Source organism: Amycolatopsis roodepoortensis (genome assembly GCF_024628825.1).
GTDB classification, from domain to species: Bacteria; Actinomycetota; Actinomycetes; order Mycobacteriales; family Pseudonocardiaceae; genus Amycolatopsis; species Amycolatopsis roodepoortensis.
The window spans coordinates 6100318-6120381 of sequence record NZ_CP102415.1 but is presented as its reverse complement, the minus strand read 5'-3'; the positions used below and the strand labels follow the sequence as shown (position 1 = coordinate 6120381).

Here is a 20064-nt window from a genome sequence, read left to right as displayed (position 1 = left end):
ATCCGCCCGCTGCGCGCCGTTTGCGTCCGATCGTCCACGGGTAAGTAGTACGAATGGAGGTATTTTGCTGTCAGTTAACCCCTAGTGACAGAGAGCACCAGTTTGGCCGCTAGCCGGGCGGCTGCGAGGCGTGAAACCGTTGGGCCGCCTGGCAGTCCCGCCTGGATCCCGCGGAGCGTGGCCAATGAGGAGCTCGACGAACATGGGTAAGAATCTTTCGGCGGACCCCTCCGAGCCGCAGGATCGCGGCCGCTATCGCCGGAAGGTACAGCGCTGCCTCGACACCTTGGCCCGGATGCTCACCGACGGAAGTTTTTCCTTCCCGCGCAAGAACATCGGCCTCGAGGTCGAACTCAACCTCGTCGACGCGGAACTGCGCCCGTCGATGACGAACACGACGGTGCTCGAAGCGCTGAACGATCCGTCGTTCACCACCGAGCTCGGCCAGCACAACCTGGAGCTCAACGTGCCGCCGCGGCCGCTGGCAGGCGAGTCCGCGCTGCAACTGGAGGACGACCTCCACGCGTATCTGGGCGCCGCTTCGCGCAAGGCCGAGGAATCCGGTGCCTCCCTGGCGATGATCGGCATCCTCCCGACCTTGCGGCACGAGCACTTCGACCAGAAATGGCTGACCAACAACGCCCGGTATTCACTGCTCAACGACCGGATCTTCGCCGCGCGCGGGGAGCGCACCGTGCTCTCCATGGAGGGCGCGCCGCTCCCCGGCCGCCAGCCCGAGCGGCTGCGCAGCTACTCCGAATCCATCCTGCCCGAAGCCGCCTGCACCTCCGTCCAGCTGCATCTGCAGGTCGCGCCGGAGGAATTCGCGGCGCACTGGAACGCCGCTCAGGCGCTGGCCGGGGTCCAGATCGCGGTCGGCGCGAATTCGCCTTTCCTGCTCGGCAAGGCACTGTGGCACGAGACCCGGATCCCGCTGTTCCTGCAGGCCACCGACACCCGGCCCGAGGAACTGAAGAACCAGGGCGTGCGGCCGAGGGTGTGGTTCGGCGAGCGGTGGATCACCTCGATCTTCGACCTGTTCGAGGAGAACGTCCGGTACTTCCCCGGCCTGCTTCCCGAGACCGACCGGGAGGACCCGATCGAGGCGCTCGATTCCGGGCAGGCCCCGAAACTCACCGAGTTGCGGATGCACAACGGCACCGTCTGGCGCTGGAACCGGCCGGTCTACGACGTCGTCGACGGCCTGCCGCATCTGCGGGTGGAGAACCGTGTGCTGCCCGCGGGCCCGACCGTCGTCGACATGGTCGCGAACGCCGCCTTCTTCTACGGCGCGCAGCGGGCGCTCGCCGAGGCCGACCGTCCAGTGTGGACACAGATGTCGTTCCAGGCGGCCGAGGAGAACATGTACGCGGGGGCGCGCCGGGGTTTCGACGCGCAGCTGTACTGGCCGGGTATCGGCTGGATCCCGCCGGACGAGCTGGTGCTGCGGGTCCTGCTGCCCCTGGCACACGAAGGACTACGCCGGTCGGACGTCTCGGACGAGGCGAGAGAGCGCTATCTGGGCATCATCGAGCAGCGGTGTCTCACCCGGCGGACCGGCGCGGCCTGGCAGCGGGAGTACGTCCTGCGCGCGGAGGAGCGCGGCGCGGAGCGGGAGACCGCGCTGAACCGGATGCTGGGCCGGTACCTGGAGCTGTCGGCCACCGAGACGCCGGTGCACACCTGGTCCCTGGAGGCTTAGAGTCTTCCTCCAGGGAGGTGGCTCGTGCCCAAGATCATCGGCCGGTCGCTGGAGGAGCACCGGCGCGAGGTCCGCAGCAGGGTGTTCGACGTCCTGCGCGGGCAGCTGTACGAGCGCGGATTCGACGCGATCACGCTCGCGGGTGTCGCCGCCGAAGCGGGCCTCGGCCGCACGGCGATGTACAACCACTTCCCCGACAAGGAAAGCCTGCTGGTCGCCTTCGTCGAGGACGAGGCGACGCGGTACGTCGAACGACTGAAGGCGGCCGTCGCGACCGCGGACACCCCGGTCGAGAAGCTCGCGACCTTCGTCCGGCTCCAGCTGCGGGTGCTGGCCGAGTACCACCTGCCGCCGGGGACGGCGCTCGCGTCGGCGCTGGCACCCGCCGCGTACCGGCGGATCAGCGCACACGCCGACCCCATCACCGGCCAGCTGCGCGAGATCCTCGCCGAGGGAGTGCCGGACGAGGACCCCGACGTGCTGATCCCGATGATCACCGCCGCGCTGGGCAGCCGTCAGGTCGTCGACGTGCCACCCGAACGGCTGGACGACGCGATCGAGGGAGCCGTCCGCTTCGTGCTCAGAGCGGTCGGGATGACGGAAAACCCGTAAATAAGGGTAGCCTAACCCGTGGTTGTGCCTTACGCTCTTTCTGACAGCATGTCAGATCGATGCTTGGAGGCTCTGTCCATGCCGGTGACCACCGACGTCGAATCCGGGCCGTTCTCCGCGGCCCTGCGCGCCTCCACCCTCCCCGCCCACGAACGGGCCAACCACTCCGAGTACATGAACGCGCTGCTCGGCGGCGAGCTCACGCGCGACGGGTACACCCGGCTGGCGATCCAGTACTACTTCATCTACCAGGCCATCGAACAGGCCGCCGACAAGCTGGCGAAGGACCCGGTGGCGGGCAAGTTCGTCTTCGAGGAGCTGCGGCGGCTGCCGAGCCTCGAACGCGACCTCGAACACCTCGTCGGCCCGGACTGGCGCGAGACCATCCGGCCGCTGCCCTCGACAGAGCGGTACGCGCGGCGCGTGGCCGAGGCGTCGGACTGGTCCGGCGGGTTCGTCGCCCACCACTACACGCGCTACCTCGGCGACATCGCCGGCGGCCAGGTCATCCGGCGGCTGCTGGAGCGCAAGTACGAGCTCACCGAGGCGGGTTCGCTGTTCTACCACTTCGACCAGCTGGGCAGCGCGCCCAAGTTCCGGGACAACTACCGCGAGCAGCTGAACTCGGCGCCGTGGACCGAGGACGAGCGCGCGCGGCTGATCGACGAGGCCATCGTGGCCTTCGAATGCAACATCGCGGTGTTCGACGAGCTGGCGAGCGAGCTGGACGCGTACCGGGCCGCCTGACCTCGTGAGTGGTAAGGACGGTTAGAACCGTCCTTACCACTCACGAGCAGCTTGACGCGGGCCGGTCACCAGGTAGGGCAGGCCCCACCCCGCGCTCGGCGGCCCGCCGGATCCCTTCTCCCCGGGGAAATCCCTAACTTTCGGGGTATGTTCCGGATCGCGGCCACCGCCGCCCTGCTGACCTTCGCGACGGTCCTGAGTGCCCCCGCCGCCCAAGCCGCGACGCCCGCCGGTGTCTTCGACGAAATCCTCCCGCGAAGTCTTGCCGAGCATCACATCCCCGGTGCCGCCGTGGTGGTCGTCGAAGGCGGCAAGACCGTTTTCTCGAAGGGTTACGGAGTGTCCTCAGTGGACACTCAGGCCAAGGTGGACCCCGAGCACACCGGATTCCTGATCAACTCCGTCGGCAAGTCGATCGCCGCGACGGCCGCGATGCAGCTGGTCGAACAGGGCAAGCTCGCGCTGGACGCCGACGTCAACACGTACCTGAAATCGTTCAAGATCCCCGAAACCTTCCCCGGCCGTCCGGTCACCCTGTTCTCCCTGCTGACCCACACCGCCGGTTTCGAGGACCGCGTGTACCGGATGTTCACGCCGCGGGACGAGAAACTCCCCTCGCTCGCCGAGCACCTCGCGAACGAGATGCCCACCCTCGTCCGCCCGCCCGGCGAGATCGCGATCTACTCGAACTACGGCTTCGCGCTGGCCGGGCATCTCGTGGAACTCGCGTCCGGACAGTCCTATTCGGACTACGTGCGGCAGCACATCTTCGAACCGGCGGGCATGAAGGACAGCAGCGTCGCACAGCCTGCCCCGGACGTCCCGCTGGCGAGCGGGTACCGCTGGGACGGTGCCGCACAGGTCGTCCCGCCCGCCAACTTCGGCCCCGAACCGCCCGCCGGTGACGGGAACGTCGCCACTCCGGCCGACATGGGCCGCTATCTGTCCGCGAACCTCGTGCCCGGCGTGTTCAGCCGCTCCTTGCTCGACCAGCTGCACGGCGCGCGGTTCCGCAACGACCCGCGGCTGCCCGCGATGGGGTTCGGCTTCTCCGAGCGGTATCTGAACGGCCTGCGCATGGTGGAGAAGACCGGCGACTCACCGGGGTTCTTCAGCGTGCTGGAGCTGATCCCCGAGAAGAACACCGGCGTGTACCTGGCGTTCAACGGCGGCGCGTTCTCCGGTGACGCCGCCGCGGTGACCGCCGAGGTGCTCAAGGCCTTCGTCGAGCGGCTCCAGCCCGCCGCTCCCGTTCCCGCGCCCGTGGCCCTCGCGGGTGATGTCTCCCGGTTCGAAGGCAGCTACACCAACACCCGGCTGGACTACGACAGCTTCACGAAGGTGCGTGCGCTCGCGGGCGGCGTCACGGTGACCGCCGACGGCGACGGCGTGCTGACGACGTCCGGCCTCGGCGAAGGAACCAGGCGATGGACGCAGACGGCCCCCGGGCTGTTCACCGACGCGGCCGGTGAGCGGCTCGCGTTCCGCGAATCCGGCGGGGAGATGCTGCTGTTCGCGGGCGACGACCCGAACTCCTCCTACGAACGCACATCATGGCTCAGATCGCCGTCCACGCACCTGCTGATCCTCGGTATCGCACTGCTGTTCCTGCTGGGCGCGCTGCTGTGGTGGCCGATCCGCGCGTTCGTCCGGCGTGGCCGCGAGCGGAATCCGAAGGGCGCCCGGTTCGCGACGGTCGCCGCCTGGTCCGCCGCCCTCGCGGTCCTGCTGTTCACGGGCGGTTTCGCCCTCCTCATGAGTGATCTCAGCGCCGCCGCCGTCGCGCTCACCTCCGGGCACTCCCCCTTGCTGAGCGTCACCCTGCTCCTGCCGAACGTCGTCCTGCTCCTGACCGGCGCGGCCGTCGTCTGCACGGCGCTCGCGTGGCTCCGCCGCTGGTGGACCACCCCCGCCAGGATCACCTACACGGTGGTTTCCGTGGCACTGGTGGCCTTCCTCGGAGTGCTCGCCACCTATCACCTGGTCGGGCTGCCCTACCTGGCTTGATGACCGCCGTCACATCGCCTTGACCTCCAGCTAACTGGAGCTAGCAGGGTGGGTTTCAGGCGGTGGCCCCACCGGGTACAGCCGCTACGAACGGGTCGTTCCACCTGGGGAGAAACGCGGCGCCCCCGGTCGCCGCAAACGGGTGAAGACGACTAAGTTCGTCCTTGGAAACTTGTGTCGAAGACAGAAGGAGGGCCGATGGCCCGCTACGTGCTCCCGGAACTCGACTACGACTACGGCGCCCTGGCGCCGCACATCTCCGGCGAGATCAACGAGCTGCACCACAGCAAGCACCACGCGACCTACGTCAAGGGCGCGAACGACACGCTCGACAAGATCGCCGAGGCCCGTGAGGCCGGCAACTTCGGCGACATCGTGGGCCTGCAGACCACGCTGGCGTTCCACCTCGCCGGGCACGCCAACCACGTCGTGTGGTGGAAGATCCTCTCCCCGGAAGGCGGCGACAAGCCGACCGGCGAGCTGGCCTCCGCGATCGACGAGGCGTTCGGCTCCTTCGACAAGTTCAAGGCGCAGTTCACCGCGGTCGCCACCACCATCCAGGGCAACGGCTGGGCCGCGCTCTCCTGGGACCCGATCGGCAAGACGCTGATCACCCAGCAGCTGCGTGACCACCACAACAACCTGGTCCTGCCGACCACGCCGATCCTGCTGGTCGACGTGTGGGAACACGCGTTCTACCTGGACTACAAGAACGTGAAGCCGGACTACGTCAAGGCGCTCTGGAACATCTTCAACTGGGCCGAGATCTCCAAGCGGTTCGACAACGCCGTCGCCGGTGGCAACGGCCTGCTGCTCGGCTGACACTTCTCGTCACGAAGCGGGGCTCTCCTTCACGGAGGGCCCCGTTTTCGTTTCTTGACCTCCAGCGAAGTCGAGGTGTCAAGGTGGACGCATGGACGTCGCCGCATACCTCGACCGACTCGGGCTCGACCCTCCCGCCACCGCGGACGTCGCCGCGCTGCGGACGCTGCAGGAACGCCACCTCGCGGTGGTGCCGTTCGAGAACCTGAGCATCCACCTCGGCGAACCGATCGTCCTGGAGACCGAGGCGTTGTTCGGCAAGATCGTGCTCCGGCGCCGTGGCGGCTTCTGTTACGAGCTGAACGGGCTCTTCGCCGCCTTGCTGCGGGAGCTGGGGTTCGACGCCGGGTTGAGGTCGGCGAAGGTGTTCCGGCCGGACGGCACCCTCGGACCGCCGTTCGACCACGCCGTCGTCCACGTCGAACTGGACGAACCGTGGCTGGCCGACGTCGGCTTCGGGCGGTTCAGCCGGTTCCCGCTGCGGCTGGCCGCCACCGAGGCGCAGGCCGACCCGGAAGGGGAGTTCCTGGTCCTCGACGCGCCCCACGGCGACATCGACGTCCTGCTCGACGGCGCTCCCCAGTACCGGATCGAGCGGCGGCCGCGGGCGCTGGACGAGTTCGTCCCGACCGCTTTCTGGCAGTCGACGTCGCCGGACTCGCATTTCACGCGGGGACCGACCTGCTCGCTGCCTGCCAAGCACGGCCGGGTCACGCTGGCGGGTGACAAGCTGATCGTCACCACCCACGGCGTCCGCGAGGAGACCAGGCTTTCGGGTGATCAGGAGATCCTGGACGTCTATCGGAAGGAGTTCGGGATCGCACTCGACCGGGTGCCTTGACCTGATCGGCGCGGTCATCGACCATGAACCCTCCGGAATGAACGAAGCCCCGCCTCCGGGGGTGACCCGGTCGCGGGGCTTCGTCCGTTCCCGAACTGACTGCCGCTCCCACCACGAAGCGGACATGTATGAGGTTAGCCTAACCTCATCTGCCCCGACAAGGGGTTCGGCCGAGAGATGCCGATCTCACCCGTCCGGGTGACGGCACACTTGTCCCCATGAGTCTTCTGAGCGGCACCGGATCGGTTCCCTCCGGCGTTGCTTCGTCGTCCCCGCGAGAGGGGAGCTTTGCCCGCGCGCAAGGGCATCACTCTCAGCCGATGATCGTCTTGTCGGCCCTCACCGGAACAATGCACGGGATGACCAGCCACGTGTTCGTCGACGAAAGCAAAGAGCGCGGTTACTTGGTGACAGCCGCCGCGCTGCTTTCAGGCGACCTCACGTCCGCCAGGCGCGCTATACGCGGCCTGGTGCTTCCCGGACAACGGCGTCTGCACTTCACCCACGAGAACGACGGCCGCCGGAAACGGATCCTGGACACCATCGCCGGACTCGGGCCGACGGTGACGATCTACGACGCTTCAGCGCATCATCGACGTCGTCAGCGCGAAGCCTGCCTCGACGCGCTCGTCGAGGACCTCGCGAGCGCCGGGACCCGAATGCTGGTCCTGGAGAGCGACGAATCGATAGTGGAACTGGATAGGAAGACGCTGTATCGCTCCGTCCGGCGGCACGGATGCCACGACACTCTCGAGTACCGGCATCTACGTGCCTTCGAGGAACCACTGCTGGCCGTACCGGACGCCCTCGCCTGGTGCTGGCAGCGTGGCGGCCACTGGAAGACCCGGGTGAGGGAAATGGCGGAAGAGATCAGAACCGTATGAGGTCCGGATACGCGAAACCCGGCCCACCCACCGTCCGGAAGGCTGCCGGGTCCACTTCGCCGGTTTACTAACCAGCGCTGATCGAAGTCTACCGCAACCCTCCCCGAAGGCCCACCTCCGCGGATCCGCCCATCGGGTTGGCGTTTCGCCGGACAGGCGGCGCCCGACGGGCTAGCTTCACCCCGTGGCCACCCCGAACGATTACCGAGCCATCGCGCGCAGGACCGACCGTCCGATGTGGATCTGGGCGGGCTGCGCGCTCGTCAGTGCCCTGCTGCTGTTCGGGGTGGGCATCTTCGTCGCGATCACCCTGCTGAACCGGGACGACACCGGTACCGAGGCGAAGCTCCCCGAAGTCTGGCCGTCCAAGTCCGGGCAGGAGCTCCGTCCGGTCATGATGCCGACGGGCGAGATGGTGGCCGCGCTGACGGACGAAACCGCCGCGCAGGTGCTGTGCCAGGCGATCCCGGAGCAGCGCTGGGAGGAGATCCTCGGCGGTCGCACGCTTCGCGAGGCCGGTCAGTCCTGTCACGCGGTCACCGCGGAGCTCGACGTCAGCACGCAGATGGTCCCGGCGCTGCCGGAAGACACGAGCCGCGGCCTGCCCACGAAGACCACGGTCGCCGGCAAGCTCGCGGTCATCGCCACGGACAAGGACGGCACCACCCTGGGCGTCGAACTCGTCGAGGTCGCGCCGCACATCGGCGCCTCGCCGGTCCTGCACGTTTCGCTCCGCGGCAGGATCGTCGAGAGCCCCGAAACCGAGAAGAAGGCGAGGGCGCTCGCCGAAGCACTGATCGCCGGCGCGATGCCGCCGGGGCCGAAGTTGCCGAAAACCGGCAAGGACGGCGAGATCCCCCTGGAGAAGACCGAACCCGGCCCGATCAAGGACAAGCCGCTCCCGGTGATCTCGTGGCTGCTGTGCGGAGAACTCGGCCGCGCGCTCGGTGTGCCGCCGGACAACGCGAAGCCGAACTTCTTCGCCGCCTGCGAGCTGAACGGCGTGACCGCGGACTACAGCGAGCTGTCCACCGCCGTCGCCCCGACCACGACGATCGCCGGGCGGCCCGCCCAAGTCGACGGACGAGGCGTCTTCGTGCAGCTCACCGGCGATCCGGCCGGGCAGACGCTCAAGTTCAAGGGCCCCGGCGATCTCGTGGCACTCGCCGAGAAGATGGTGCCGCCGCTGCTCGGCGGCTAGGCCCGGTATTTCGACAGGAGGTCGCCGAGCAGCGTCTCGTACGCCTTCCGGTCGAACCTTGCCCCGGTGAACCCGTCCTCGTCCAGACCGTCGAACGGCTCGTAGTCGGTTTGCCAGCCGAGGGCCCGCCATTCGACCACGTCGTCGCCGAACACGACCTCGACGCTGTAGGCGCCACAGCCGAGATCACCGCACGCCGGGCACACCAGCAGCGCGACCCGGCCGTCGTCGAAATCACCCGGCAGTTCGCCCAGCAGACGGCGAAGCGTCTCGACAGCGGCCTCGCGCCACACATCGTCGTCCAGGAACAGCGGTGTCTGCTGCTCCGGCATCTCAGAAACCAGCGTGCGCAGCGCGACACCGTCGATCGTCCAATCGAGGAACCGGGCCTCGCCGTCGGTCCACCGGGTCACCGAAGGTTCGACGCCGAGTCTGTTCACACCCGCTCCCGCTTCAGCACCCGCAGCCCGTTCCCGAACCGCCGCACCGGCAGGCTCACCCCGCCACGCCGGATCAGCACGACGGCACAGGCTATCGCGGCGAGCGCCGAGACCGCGCCACCGATGTAGAACGGCGAGCGGCCGCCGAAGGCGTCGGCCATCCAGCCGGTCATCGGGCCGCCGATGGGGTTGCCGCCGATCAGCACCAGCACGTACAGGCCCATCACACGGCCGCGCATCTCCGGGCTGACCGCGGTCTGCACCAGCGCGTTCGCCGTGTTCAGGAAGGTGATCGTCGCGAAGCCGAGCGGGATCAGTGCCAGGCCGAAGCTCAGGTACGTCGGCATGAACGCGGTGACCACCTCGAACGCGCCGAGCAGGAACGCCGAGATCAGCAGCAGCCGCACGCGGGGACCACCGCGGGTGTTGCGGCGGGCCGACATCAGCGCGCCGGTGAAGGTACCGACGGCGACCAGCGTCGACAGCAGGCCGTAGCCGTCGGCGTCGGTGTGGAAGACGTTCGCGGCGACGATGGGGAGCGACGTGAAGTACGTGATGCCGAACGTGCTCACGAAGAACACCAGCACCATCACGGTCATCAGGTCGCTGCGCCGCCGCACGTAGCGCAGCCCTTCTACGAGCTGCCCCTTCTCGCGCGGGATGGCCGGGCCGCGGAAGAGCTTGTCCGGGTTCATCATCACCAGCGCGGCGATGACGGCGCCCGTGCTCACCGCGTTCGCCATGAACAGCCAGCCGGTGCCGACCCAGGTGATCGCGAAACCCGCGATCGCCGGGCCGACGATCCGGGCCATGTTGAAGATCGAGGAGTTGAGCGCGACGGCGTTGGTGACCTTGTCCCTGCCGACCATCTCGGCGACGAACGACTGCCGCGCGGGCACTTCCAGCGACGCCGTCACGCCGAGGGTGAAGCAGAGCAGATAGACGTGCCAGAGCGCCGCGATCCCGCTCAGATCGAGCGCGCCGAGGACGACCGCCTGCGCTAGCACGGCGATCTGGATGCCGATCAGCAGCCGTCGCTTGTCGACGCGGTCGGCCAGCACGCCGGCCCACAGCGAGAGGAACAGCGTCGGCAGGAACTGCAAGGCGACCGCGATGCCGAGCGCGATCGGGTCGTTGCCGCTGAGGGTGAACACCAGCCAGTCCTGCGCGATGCGCTGCATCCAGGTGCCGATGTTCGAGATGACCTGGCCGGTGAAGAAGAGCCGGTAGTTACGGACCTTCAGCGAGGAGAACATGCTCCCGCGCGGTTTCTCGCGAACGGGAGATGGCGGTGGAGAAGGTTCCCGGGTAGCGGCAGTCTTGGAAGGACACTGTGTTTCGCTACCCGTGGTCGTCACCGCTGTTAGTTCCCCGCCATCCTGTCGATGATCTCGGAGGCGCGAGAGAGCACTTCGCGTTCTTCGGCGCTCAACTCCGCCAATTGCTTGTCCAGCCAGATCTCCCGCGCGGTGATCTGCTCGATCACGTAGGCCCGGCCGCGGTCGGACAGTTCGACGATGGCCTGGCGGCCGTCCGTCGGATGCGGCCTGCGCTCGACGTAACCCATCTCCTCGAGCGCGGCGATCACCCTCGTCATCGAGGGCGGCTGGACGCCTTCCTTCGCGGCGAGCTGCCCAGGGGTCAGCGCACCGCATTTGTGCAACGTCGACAACGCGGACACCTGGGTCAGCGAGATGCCGTCACCGGCCCGCTGGGCCCGCAGCCGCCGATTCAGCCGCACCACCGCGAGACGCAGGCGGCTCGCCAGTGAGCGCTCGTGCGTGTCTCCGGACATATAGTTAGCATACCTCACGATCGGATCATCGGCCCGTGAGATCGCCCACGGCTGACATAACCGCTGGTCAGCTGAACGCGGCCTGGATGGGGCCGACCGCGAAGTAGGCCACGAACATCGCCGCGATGGCCCACATGAGCGGGTGCACGCCCTTGGCCTTGCCGGTGACCGCGCGGATGACGACGTAGCTGACGAAGCCGGCGCCGATGCCGTTGGCGATCGAGTAGGTGAACGGCATGACCACGATGGTCAGGAACGCGGGCAGCGCGACGGTGAAGTCGGCGAAGTCGATCTCCTTGACCTGGCTCATCATCAGCGCGCCGACGACGACCAGCGCCGGAGCGGCGGCCTCGACCGGGACGACCTGATAGAGCGGGGTCAGGAACATGGCCGCGATGAACAGCACGCCGGTGACGACGTTCGCGAGCCCGGTCCTGGCGCCCTCGGCGATACCGGACGCGGACTCGACGAAGACGGTGTTCGAACTCGAAGACGCGAACCCGCCCGCCACCGCGGCGGTGCCGTCGACGAACAGCGCCTTGCCGACGTTCGGGAGTTTGCCGTCCGGCGGGAGCAGGCCGCCTTCCTTCGCCAGGCCGGTCATCGAGCCCATGGTGTCGAAGAAGTCCGCCAGCACCAGGGTGAACACCAGCAGCACGACGGTGATGATCGGCAGCCGCGTCCACGCGCCGAAGGAGATGTCACCGACCAGCGAGAGATCCGGCACGCCGAGTACCTGATCGGGCAGCGCCGGGTAGCCGAGGTTCCAGCCCTGCGGGTTCACGCCTTTCGACGGGCCGACCTTGGTGATCGCCTCGATGACGATCGCCAGCACGGTCGAGGCGAGGACACCGATCAGGATCGCGCCCTTGACCCGCTTCGCCACCAGGATTCCGGTGATCAGCAGGCCGACGACGAACACCAGCGTCGGCCACGACGCGATCGAGCCGTTGATGCCGAGCCCGACCGGCACGGTGGTCTTAGCGTCGTCGGGGACGCGGCGGACGAAGCCGGCGTCGACCAGGCCGATCAGGCAGATGAACAGGCCGATGCCGACCGCGATCGCGGATTTCAGCGGCGGCGGCACGGCGTTGAACACCGCCGTCCGGATACCGGCGAACACCAGCAGGACGATGACCAGGCCTTCGATCACCACCAGGCCCATCGCCTCCGGCCAGGTCATCTGGGAGGCGAAGGTGACCGCGATCAGGCTGTTGATGCCGAGACCGGTGGCGATGGCGAACGGGTAGTTCGCGACCAGCCCCATGATGATCGTCAGCACCCCGGCGACCAGCGCGGTCACCGCGGCGACCTGCGGCACGGGGAGGATGTTGCCGAGGACGTCCTTGTGCGCGCCCGCGTCGTCGGCGGAGAAGCTGCCGAGGATCAGCGGGTTCAGGACCACGATGTAGGCCATCGTGAAGAAGGTGACGACCCCGCCGCGGATCTCCCGCCCCGGTGTCGAGCCGCGCTCGCTGATCTTGAAGAACCGGTCCAGTGTGGACCGGGTGCGCTGCTCCGCCATCGCGTACCACCCTTCGCCCGTTGCCGGGTACCCTTCCCCACGTGGGCGAATCGATCAATTCCGGGGAAGTAAACGGTTCATTGCGGCCAACGCCGGAGCTGCCGAAGCGGCTGACCGACCTGACGCCGGTGGTGATCGTAGGTACCTCGCTCTGGGCGGTCGCGACCGTGGTCCTGTTCTTTGTGACCGACGGCATCTGGGTGCAGACGGCGTTCTCCGGCCTCGTGCTCGGCTTCATCGGTCTCGCGATCATCGCCTGGCAGCGCGCCGCCGCCCGGCGGGGCTCGAAGGGCGCACAGCGTTTCTAACCCCGCATTTCGTCCTCTGGATGCGTCAGTTGAGCAGGGCCGAAGGCGAGGGGTCTTCGAGCAGGGCCGTCAGGACGTGGCGGTCGGCCCATCGGCCGGTGGCCCAGGCGAATGCCCGGCCGAGGCCTTCGGGGGTGTCGGCGGCGTGCAGCCTGCCGTCGGACCACCAGGCGACCTCGTGCTCCGCGTCCTCGAAGGTCACCGTCAGCGCCTCGTGCAGCAGCACCCCGCCGTCGGGCAGCTCGACGCCCAGCTGGTCGGCGGCCAGCCGCAGCGCGGAAAGCTCCGTCCACGGCACGAACTCGCCGTCCTCGGTGACCTTGGCGTCGAGACCGCTCGCCACCGGCAGGTCCAGCAGTTCCGCCAGCGCGGCGGCGCCGCTCGCCGACACGACCATCCGCTCCGGTGCCAGCACGGCCGCGAACCACGGCACGTCGAGCACGACGGCGTCGCGGGCGTCGACGGCCGAGCCGTCCGCGGCACGGACACGATCCGGCGCGGGAACGTCCACTGTGTACTCGGCGAGGGCCGCGTGCGCCCGGGAAGCGAGCCCGGGGCTCACCTTGCGCTCGGGATCCCCAAGCCGCTCCAAGAGATCCTCGACGTCTTCGGCGTCTGCCCCCAGCTCCGTCCGGACACCGACGGCGAGCAGGATCTCCTTGCTCAGCCCCGAATCCGGGACGACGTCGTAGAGTCCCGCCAGCGCGGACGCCTCCGGCATCCGCCAATCGAGCGGCGCGTGCCCGTCCAGGAGCGCGTACCGCGCGAGCCACCAGCCGGTGTGCCCGCCGGGTTCGGTGAGGGCACGCCAGGTTTCGGGACGAGACGCCAGCAACCGCAGCGCCTCCGGCCAGGCATCGTCTGCGACGAGATCGAGATCCCGCACGGCCAGTACCCGTGACGGCGGACGCTCCAGCGAATCCCACCAGTCGTGCTCGTCGGGCAGGCCGTGCTCGGGTTCCAGCGGTTCGTCGTCGGTGATGATCGCGAACGAATCGAGCACGCCGACCGCGACGAGCGTGGCCGCCGGCCAGTCCTCGGCGAATTCCTCGTCCAGCACGGACAAGGCGCCGTCTTCTTCGAACACCTCGGGATCGAAGATGTCGCCCAGCGGCGACGTGGGCAGGACGAGTTCGTCCGCGCGCCGCCAGCCGTCCTCACTCGGCAGGGCCAGCGCACCCGCCCAATCGGGGGCTTCGTCGCCGACCTCGGCGATCAGGCGGAGCACCGCGCCCGCGAGGGCCATTCCGTCCAAACCGGACCGGACGTCCTCGACGCTGCGTTCGACGGCGGCGCTCAGCGCGTCGGCTTCGAGCAGGTCCCTCGCCTCGGCGTGCTTGGCTCCCAAGCGTTCCAGCAACGGATGCGCGGCGGCCGGATGCACCAGCCGCAGGCCGATGATGTCCACATCGGACAGCAGTTCGAGCAGTTCCGCCGAGCCGCCGACGAGCAACGCGTCGCGGACGCCGGGCAAGGTACGGCCGTCCGACATCGGCACCGGCAACGCGCCGAGGTCGTCCTTGGTGAGGTCGTGGGCTTCGAGCGCCGGGAGCAGCACGTCGTAGAGCGAACGCCACCACGAGGGATCACGCTGCGCTCCGGTCAGCAGCTCGATAGCCTCGGCGGGCGAAAGCGACCGCGCACCGACCGCACGAAGGTCCACACCGGACAGTGAAGTCAGCCCGGGCACCAGGTCCGCCAGCAGCGGCGCCAGCCCCGGAACGTCCACCGACAGGACACGCGCCTGACGCCCCGGCAAGTCGTCACCCGCTTGCGCCGGAAGCCAGGGCGAGTCGGCGAGATTTTCGAGAATGGCCTCCCGCAGCGTTCCGTCCACAGTGGAACGCGGGAAGTCCGCCCCGGGCACGAGCGCCAGGCGTTCCTTGCCTGGCAAAGAACGGACGAGTTCGACGTACTCCCGCGCGGCGTTCTTCAGCGCCGCCGTCAGCTCCGGGCCCGGCAGCGCGCGGCGGCGGGACGGCTCGATCGGCAGCGTCGCGATCAGCCTGGCAGGCAGGGAAAGCTCGTCGTCGGTGGGAGTCGGCGCGTGCAGGACGTCGTCACCGAGCGGCCGGGGCGAACCGGACCCGTCCAGCGGCACGGCCCAGACGACATCGCCGCGATGGACCTGCCAGTGCTCGGAACCGTCCGGCGACGCGAGCTCGACGACGCCGTCGCCCAGCTCGGACCGGCGCCAGACCCCGCCATCGACCTCGATGCTTTCGAGCCAGGGCAGGGTGAGCAGGAGATCACCGACGTCGTTCTTCAGATCCTCCAGCAGGGCCTGGCCGTCGACGCCTTCACGCAGCGGAAGCCGGACCTCGGTGGTGAAGCCTCCGGGCACGGGAGGTTCGGCGTCGGCGACCGGCCACGGAAGCCGGAGCACGGGAACGTCGCCGGTGCGGCCGGCTTCGGCCCGCGTGCGTTCCGCGGAGAAGGCGACGCCACCGGTCACCGAAACGATCCTCGGCTCGGCGGAAACCGTGAGCACGGCGGCGAACCCGACGCCGAACCGGCCGACGGTCTCCTCGCCCTTGCCGGAAGCGCGAAGAGATGCGAGGGATTCGACACCGCGCGCGTCCAAGGGAGCGCCCGTGTTGGCGAACCTCAGCTCACCGTCCACAACGGACACCCGGAGCGTGCCGCGTTCACCGGCGGCGAGGGCCGCGTCGGCGGCGTTCTGCGCCAGCTCGACGAACAGCCGGTCACGGTAGCCGCCGACCCGCAGGTCGTTTTCGGTGTTCGTGTCCTCGGTGAACCTCGTCGGCGAATCCGCCCACGCCCGCAGGACGGCGGCGCGGAGCCGCTCGGTGCCGAACGGGTCAGTGCTCACTGGCGCTTTCGGTCTCGACCTGCGCTTCGTCGGCGGTCTCCGAAGACTGCGCAGCGGCGGCCTCGGGCTCGACCTCCGGCTGGACCTCGGCGGTCTCCGGCGCCTCGGCGACGGGGGCCTCGGACTCGTCGACGACGGTGGCCTCGGCCGGCTCGGGCTCGGGCTCGGCCGGGGTCTCCGGCGCGGGCTCGAAGTCGATCAGCGAGTCGTCGTAGACCAGCTCCGCCACCGGCACCGACGAGGTCACCTCGACCTCGATCTCGGAGTGCGCGCCGCAGCCGTACTCGACGTCGACGACGTGGCCGTCCGCCGGGGAGATGTCGTTGGTGCACGCACCGAAGGCCGCGCTGAGCGACCCGGCGAGCGGCACGAAGAACCCGCAGCTCCCGCAGACGTCCGGCGCGCTGCGCGCCATGTCCGACCGCGGGCCGAACTCGCCGCCGTGCCAGCGGGCGGCGGCGTCGAGCCTGCCGTACCGGGACAGCACGTGGACCCGGCCGAGACCGGTCTCCTTGGCGACCGCTTCGACCGCGGGGTCGTCGGACTCCAGGTACGCCGGGACGAGCCGCGGGTCGTCCTTCTCCACCGGGAAGATGTCGCCGACGCCGAGGTCGCCCGCCTGGACGCGGCGGTCCCACGGGACCCACGCCGGGGCGACACGTGCTTCCGGACCGGGGATCAGCACGACCTCGCTGACCGTGATCGGCTCTTCCTCGCCGGCGAGCGCGACCGTGACCGACCAGCGCCAGCCTCGATAACCCGACACGGTCGCCTCGAACAGGTGGCTCGCGGAAACCGCGTCCTCCCGGTCAACGCCGACGTGCGCGCCGACCTGTTCGGCACCGGCGTCCTCCAGCACCGCCGCACGGGCGAGATCGACCGCCTCGGCGAGTTTGCGCTGGATGGAGCCGTCGTCCAGGGTCAACAGCAGGGTCATGCCCCCATTCTGCCGCACGCGATATCGCGGTCCGTGTCAGGCTGTCCGCGTGCGCACGCTGATGACCATGTCGCTCCTGCTGGCCGCCGTCCTCGGTGGCTGCGCCGCCGCGCCGGTGAGCGACGCCGCCCCGCCCGCGCCCGAGAAACTGAAGGTGCGGGTGGTCTCGACGCTGCCCCACGACCCGGCCGCCTTCACGCAGGGCCTCGAGTTCTCCGGCGAGACGCTGTACGAGGGGACCGGCCTGGTCGGGAAGTCGTCGATGCGGGCCGGGCCCCCGGGCGCGGCGCCGTCGGTCCGGCGGGAACTGCCCGGCCTGTTCGGCGAGGGCATCACGGTGCTGGGGGCGACGGCCTGGCAGATCACCTGGCAGGACGGCGTCGCGATCGAACGCGACGCCAAGACGCTGGCCGAGCTGAGGCGCGTGACGTACACCGGCGAGGGCTGGGGGCTCTGTCACCGCGACGGGCAGCTGGTGATGAGCGACGGCTCGTCGAAGCTGACCTTCCGGGACCCCGTGACCTTCGCGCCGACGGGCAGCGTCGAGGTGGGCCGTGACCAGCTGAACGAGCTGGAGTGCGTCGGGGCCTCCGTGTACGCGAACGTCTGGCAGACCGACCGGATCCTGCGGATCGACGCCGCGACCGGGCGGGTGACCGGCGAGATCGACGCTTCCGGGCTGCTCGCTCCCGAGGAACGGGGGTCCGCCGACGTCCTCAACGGCATCGCGGCGGTGCCGGGGACCGACGAGTTCCTGCTCACCGGCAAGCTCTGGCCGAGGATGTTCCGCGTGAAATTCGTCCCCGCCGCCTAGAAAGCAGTGGTGAACGCGCGAAGCGAGACCCGCGTAAGGCAGGATTGAAGCGTGGGAATCTTCGGCTCGAACTCTGGACGCGACGGCACGCCTTCCGGCAGGCCGGGCAAGGAGCGTGGCCGCAAGAGCAAGCGGAAGTGGACGCCGGAACCGGGGGCCGCCCAGGCGCGCAGCTGGTCCGCGCCGCCGCCGACCCGCGTCGATCAGCAGCCGGTGCCGCCACCGCCGCCGCGCGCGTCCCGTCCGCAGCCCCAGTACCAGCCGCATCCGGCCGGGCCGACCGCCGACGAGGCGCGCACCAGCGCGATCCCGATGGGACACCACCAGCCACCGCCGCCGCCTCCACCGCCGAGGACACCTCCCCGCGGCGCGCGACCGTATCCGGATCCTTCGCAGCGGCAGACCGAACCCGTCCGGCGTCGTCCGGGCGGGTTCTACGACGAACACCCGCCGGGCAGCGGCGAGTACGAGCACTACGACACCGGCGGTTACGCGGGTGAGCCGCGGGTCGCCCAGGAGCAGCCGCACGAGCACCCGACGACCGCGGTCCCGCCGCGCGCGGGCTCCCTGCCGAAGATGCCGAAGAAGATCACGGTCACCCGGGTCGCGGCGATGCGCAGCCGTCAGCTCACCGGGCAGGCCGTCGGCGCCTTCCAGCGCGCGACGAAGGCGGACGGCGCCGACAAATCGGGCCTGACTTCGCTGACGTACGCGGTGATGCTGAACTACGCCAGCGACGCCGCCATGGCGATCGCGCTGGCCAACACCCTGTTCTTCGCCGCCACCAGCGGGGAGAGCAAGGGCAAGGTCGCGCTCTACCTGCTCATCACGATCGCCCCGTTCGCGCTGGTCGCGCCGGTGATCGGCCCGGCGCTGGACAAGATCCAGCGCGGCCGCAGGCTCGCGATGTGCGTGTCCTCGGCAGGCCAGGCGCTGATGGCCATCGTGATGGCGCTGCACTTCGACGACTGGCTCCTGTACCCGGCGGCGCTGGGCATGATGGTGCTCTCGAAGTCGTTCACCGTGCTCAAGGCCGCCGTGACCCCACGCGTGCTGCCGCCCGAGATCACGCTGTCGAAGACGAACGCGCGGCTGACCGTGTTCGGCCTGGTCGCCGCCGGTGCGTTCGGTGCGCTGGCGAGCGGGGTCAACGCGATCTGGGGCTCTCAGGGCGCGCTGTGGTTCACCATGCTGATCTGTGTCGCCGCCGCGGTGCAGTCGATGCGCATCCCGTCCTGGGTCGAGAAGACCGAGGGCGAGGTGCCGGCCTCGCTGTCCGCGCATCCCGAGCGGCGGGTCAAGAAGCAGCGGCAGCCGATGGGGCGCCAGATCGTCCTCTCGCTGTGGGGCAACGGCACCGTCCGGGTGCTGACCGGGTTCCTGATGATGTTCTCCGCGTTCGCGGTGAAGGCGCAGGCGGAGGGCAGCGGGCAGAGCCCGTTCGAGCAGCTGTTGCTGCTCGGCATCATCGGCGCCGCGGCGGGTGCCGGCGGCTTCCTCGGCAACGCGCTGGGTTCGCGGCTGCACTTCGGCAAACCGGATCAGGTGATCCTGGCCTGTGTCGGAGCCTGTCTCGGCATCGCGATCATCGCCACCGTCGCGGCGGGACTGGCGACGGCGGCGATCGTGGCGCTCGTCGGCGCGACCGCGAGCGCGCTGGCGAAGATCAGCCTCGACGCCGTCATCCAGGAAGACCTGCCGGAAGAGTCGCGCGCGTCGGCGTTCGGGCGGTCGGAGACCGTGCTGCAGATGTCCTGGTGCTTCGGCGGTGCCGTCGGCCTGCTGCTGCCGCCGACGTACTGGATCGGCTTCCTGGTGCTTTCGATCCTGCTGGCCGTCGGGTTCACGCAGACGTTCATGGTGCGGCGCGGCACTTCGCTGATCCCGGGACTCGGCGGCGACCGGCCGCTGCGCCCGGAGCCGACCAGCGAATCGCCGATCCCCTCGCAGCCCGGTGACTCCCGGTGGCGGCCGGGCTCGTAATCTTCACCGTATGCGGCGACTTCGTATTGCAGCCCTACTCGCGGCGGGTGGTTTCGTGGTGGCCGGTTGCTCGGCCCCTGGCCCCGAAGAGGTGACCTTCTTCGCCGACGGCAACACGGTGAACGTCACCCCGCTGGCGTCCTGCGACATCAAGACCGCGCAGTGCACCACCAGGCCCGACGCCGCGGGCAAGCTGCGCATCCGGCCGGGTAAGCCGGTGCAGATCTCCGTGCCGACCGCGATCGCGGAGACACCGTGGAAGGTCACGGTGCAGTACGTGAACGGCAAGGGCGAGCCGCAGGAGCTCAAGCAGGACATCATCACGTCGCTGGACCGGTTCGCCTACACCGTGACGACGCCCCGGCCCGACGACCAGATCCTCGTCGTCGAGGTCGCGCAGGCTTCGGTGATCAGCCAGACCGGACGTCCGGAGGACGCCGAGGCGGTCACCACGGCGATCTGGTCGCTGCAGGTCGAGCCGCCTGCCGCCTGAGGGAGCAAGGGACCTTTGCTACCACTCGCGGATCTCCCCTGAGCTGAATCGCGTGAAGGCCCCCTTCCCTCGGCTCAGCCGAGGGAAGGGGGCCTTCACGCGCTTGGGCCGCGGGGGTGC

The 20064-nt window shown here is 69.2% G+C and carries 18 protein-coding genes; 12 read left to right on the top strand and 6 right to left on the bottom strand.

All coding sequences use genetic code 11. The features are described 5' to 3' along the window. The first annotated feature begins 202 nt into the window (after positions 1–202). The 8 genes from NQK81_RS29260 to NQK81_RS29225 all read left to right on the top strand — a co-directional run bounded on the left by NQK81_RS29260 (position 203) and on the right by NQK81_RS29225 (position 8816). Positions 203–1702 (top strand): glutamate-cysteine ligase family protein, encoded by a 1500-nt coding sequence (locus NQK81_RS29260; RefSeq protein ID WP_257484064.1) that lies wholly within the window; start codon positions 203–205, stop codon positions 1700–1702. 24 nt (positions 1703–1726) lie between these two features. Next, a complete protein-coding gene (locus NQK81_RS29255) occupies positions 1727–2314 on the top strand; it encodes a TetR/AcrR family transcriptional regulator (RefSeq protein ID WP_192743778.1) in 588 nt (195 codons plus the stop codon). A 78-nt stretch (positions 2315–2392) separates the two neighbouring features. Continuing rightward, positions 2393–3061 carry a biliverdin-producing heme oxygenase gene (locus NQK81_RS29250; RefSeq protein ID WP_257484063.1) on the top strand — a complete coding sequence of 223 codons (669 nt, stop codon included), beginning with the start codon at positions 2393–2395 and terminating at the stop codon, positions 3059–3061. 147 nt (positions 3062–3208) lie between these two features. Further along, positions 3209–5068, top strand: coding sequence for a serine hydrolase domain-containing protein (locus NQK81_RS29245; protein WP_257484062.1), 1860 nt, complete (start codon positions 3209–3211; stop codon positions 5066–5068). Positions 5069–5266: 198 nt separating this feature from the next. After that, positions 5267–5890 (top strand): superoxide dismutase, encoded by a 624-nt coding sequence (locus tag NQK81_RS29240; RefSeq protein WP_126730446.1) that lies wholly within the window; start codon positions 5267–5269, stop codon positions 5888–5890. 91 nt (positions 5891–5981) lie between these two features. After that, the gene (locus tag NQK81_RS29235) at positions 5982–6731 is read left to right on the top strand and encodes an arylamine N-acetyltransferase family protein (RefSeq protein ID WP_126730445.1); all 750 of its coding nucleotides are present in this window, start codon (positions 5982–5984) and stop codon (positions 6729–6731) included. Between the two features lie 218 nt (positions 6732–6949). Next, on the top strand, positions 6950–7615 hold the full coding sequence (locus NQK81_RS29230) for a hypothetical protein (protein WP_257484061.1): 666 nt from the start codon (positions 6950–6952) through the stop codon (positions 7613–7615). 184 nt (positions 7616–7799) lie between these two features. Continuing rightward, on the top strand, positions 7800–8816 hold the full coding sequence (locus tag NQK81_RS29225) for a hypothetical protein (protein ID WP_257484060.1): 1017 nt from the start codon (positions 7800–7802) through the stop codon (positions 8814–8816). On the opposite strand, the gene NQK81_RS29220 is transcribed toward NQK81_RS29225, so the two are convergent. From NQK81_RS29220 to NQK81_RS29205, 4 genes are all read right to left on the bottom strand, one after another. Then, positions 8813–9256 carry a hypothetical protein gene (locus NQK81_RS29220; protein ID WP_257484059.1) on the bottom strand — a complete coding sequence of 148 codons (444 nt, stop codon included), beginning with the start codon at positions 9254–9256 and terminating at the stop codon, positions 8813–8815. The genes NQK81_RS29225 and NQK81_RS29220 overlap by 4 nt on opposite strands. Then, positions 9253–10512, bottom strand: coding sequence for an MFS transporter (locus tag NQK81_RS29215; protein WP_257484058.1), 1260 nt, complete (start codon positions 10510–10512; stop codon positions 9253–9255). Before NQK81_RS29215 ends, NQK81_RS29220 begins: the two co-directional genes overlap by 4 nt. A gap of 107 nt (positions 10513–10619) precedes the next feature. Next, on the bottom strand, positions 10620–11051 hold the full coding sequence (locus NQK81_RS29210) for a MarR family winged helix-turn-helix transcriptional regulator (protein ID WP_016337543.1): 432 nt from the start codon (positions 11049–11051) through the stop codon (positions 10620–10622). Positions 11052–11118: 67 nt separating this feature from the next. After that, positions 11119–12576, bottom strand: coding sequence for an NCS2 family permease (locus NQK81_RS29205; protein WP_126730438.1), 1458 nt, complete (start codon positions 12574–12576; stop codon positions 11119–11121). A gap of 80 nt (positions 12577–12656) precedes the next feature. Between NQK81_RS29205 and NQK81_RS29200 the strand changes: the two genes are divergently transcribed. Then, on the top strand, positions 12657–12884 hold the full coding sequence (locus tag NQK81_RS29200; protein WP_125684146.1) for a DUF2530 domain-containing protein: 228 nt from the start codon (positions 12657–12659) through the stop codon (positions 12882–12884). Between the two features lie 25 nt (positions 12885–12909). On the opposite strand, the gene NQK81_RS29195 is transcribed toward NQK81_RS29200, so the two are convergent. Together NQK81_RS29195 and NQK81_RS29190 are read right to left on the bottom strand one after the other, a co-directional pair. Then, complete coding sequence (locus NQK81_RS29195; RefSeq protein WP_257484057.1) at positions 12910–15717, bottom strand: sacsin N-terminal ATP-binding-like domain-containing protein; 2808 nt, start codon at positions 15715–15717, stop codon at positions 12910–12912. Beyond that, the gene (locus tag NQK81_RS29190) at positions 15707–16654 is read right to left on the bottom strand and encodes a DUF3027 domain-containing protein (RefSeq protein ID WP_257484056.1); all 948 of its coding nucleotides are present in this window, start codon (positions 16652–16654) and stop codon (positions 15707–15709) included. The genes NQK81_RS29195 and NQK81_RS29190 overlap by 11 nt, the downstream gene beginning before the upstream one ends. Before the next feature lie 49 nt (positions 16655–16703). Between NQK81_RS29190 and NQK81_RS29185 the strand changes: the two genes are divergently transcribed. The 3 genes from NQK81_RS29185 to NQK81_RS29175 are packed head-to-tail and all read left to right on the top strand — an operon-like array spanning position 16704 to position 19944. Next, a complete protein-coding gene (locus NQK81_RS29185; protein WP_257484055.1) occupies positions 16704–17468 on the top strand; it encodes a glutaminyl-peptide cyclotransferase in 765 nt (254 codons plus the stop codon). A 51-nt stretch (positions 17469–17519) separates the two neighbouring features. Continuing rightward, the gene (locus NQK81_RS29180; RefSeq protein WP_257484054.1) at positions 17520–19451 is read left to right on the top strand and encodes an MFS transporter; all 1932 of its coding nucleotides are present in this window, start codon (positions 17520–17522) and stop codon (positions 19449–19451) included. Between the two features lie 10 nt (positions 19452–19461). Then, positions 19462–19944 (top strand): DUF2771 family protein, encoded by a 483-nt coding sequence (locus tag NQK81_RS29175; RefSeq protein ID WP_126730430.1) that lies wholly within the window; start codon positions 19462–19464, stop codon positions 19942–19944. The last annotated feature ends 120 nt before the right edge of the window (positions 19945–20064 follow it).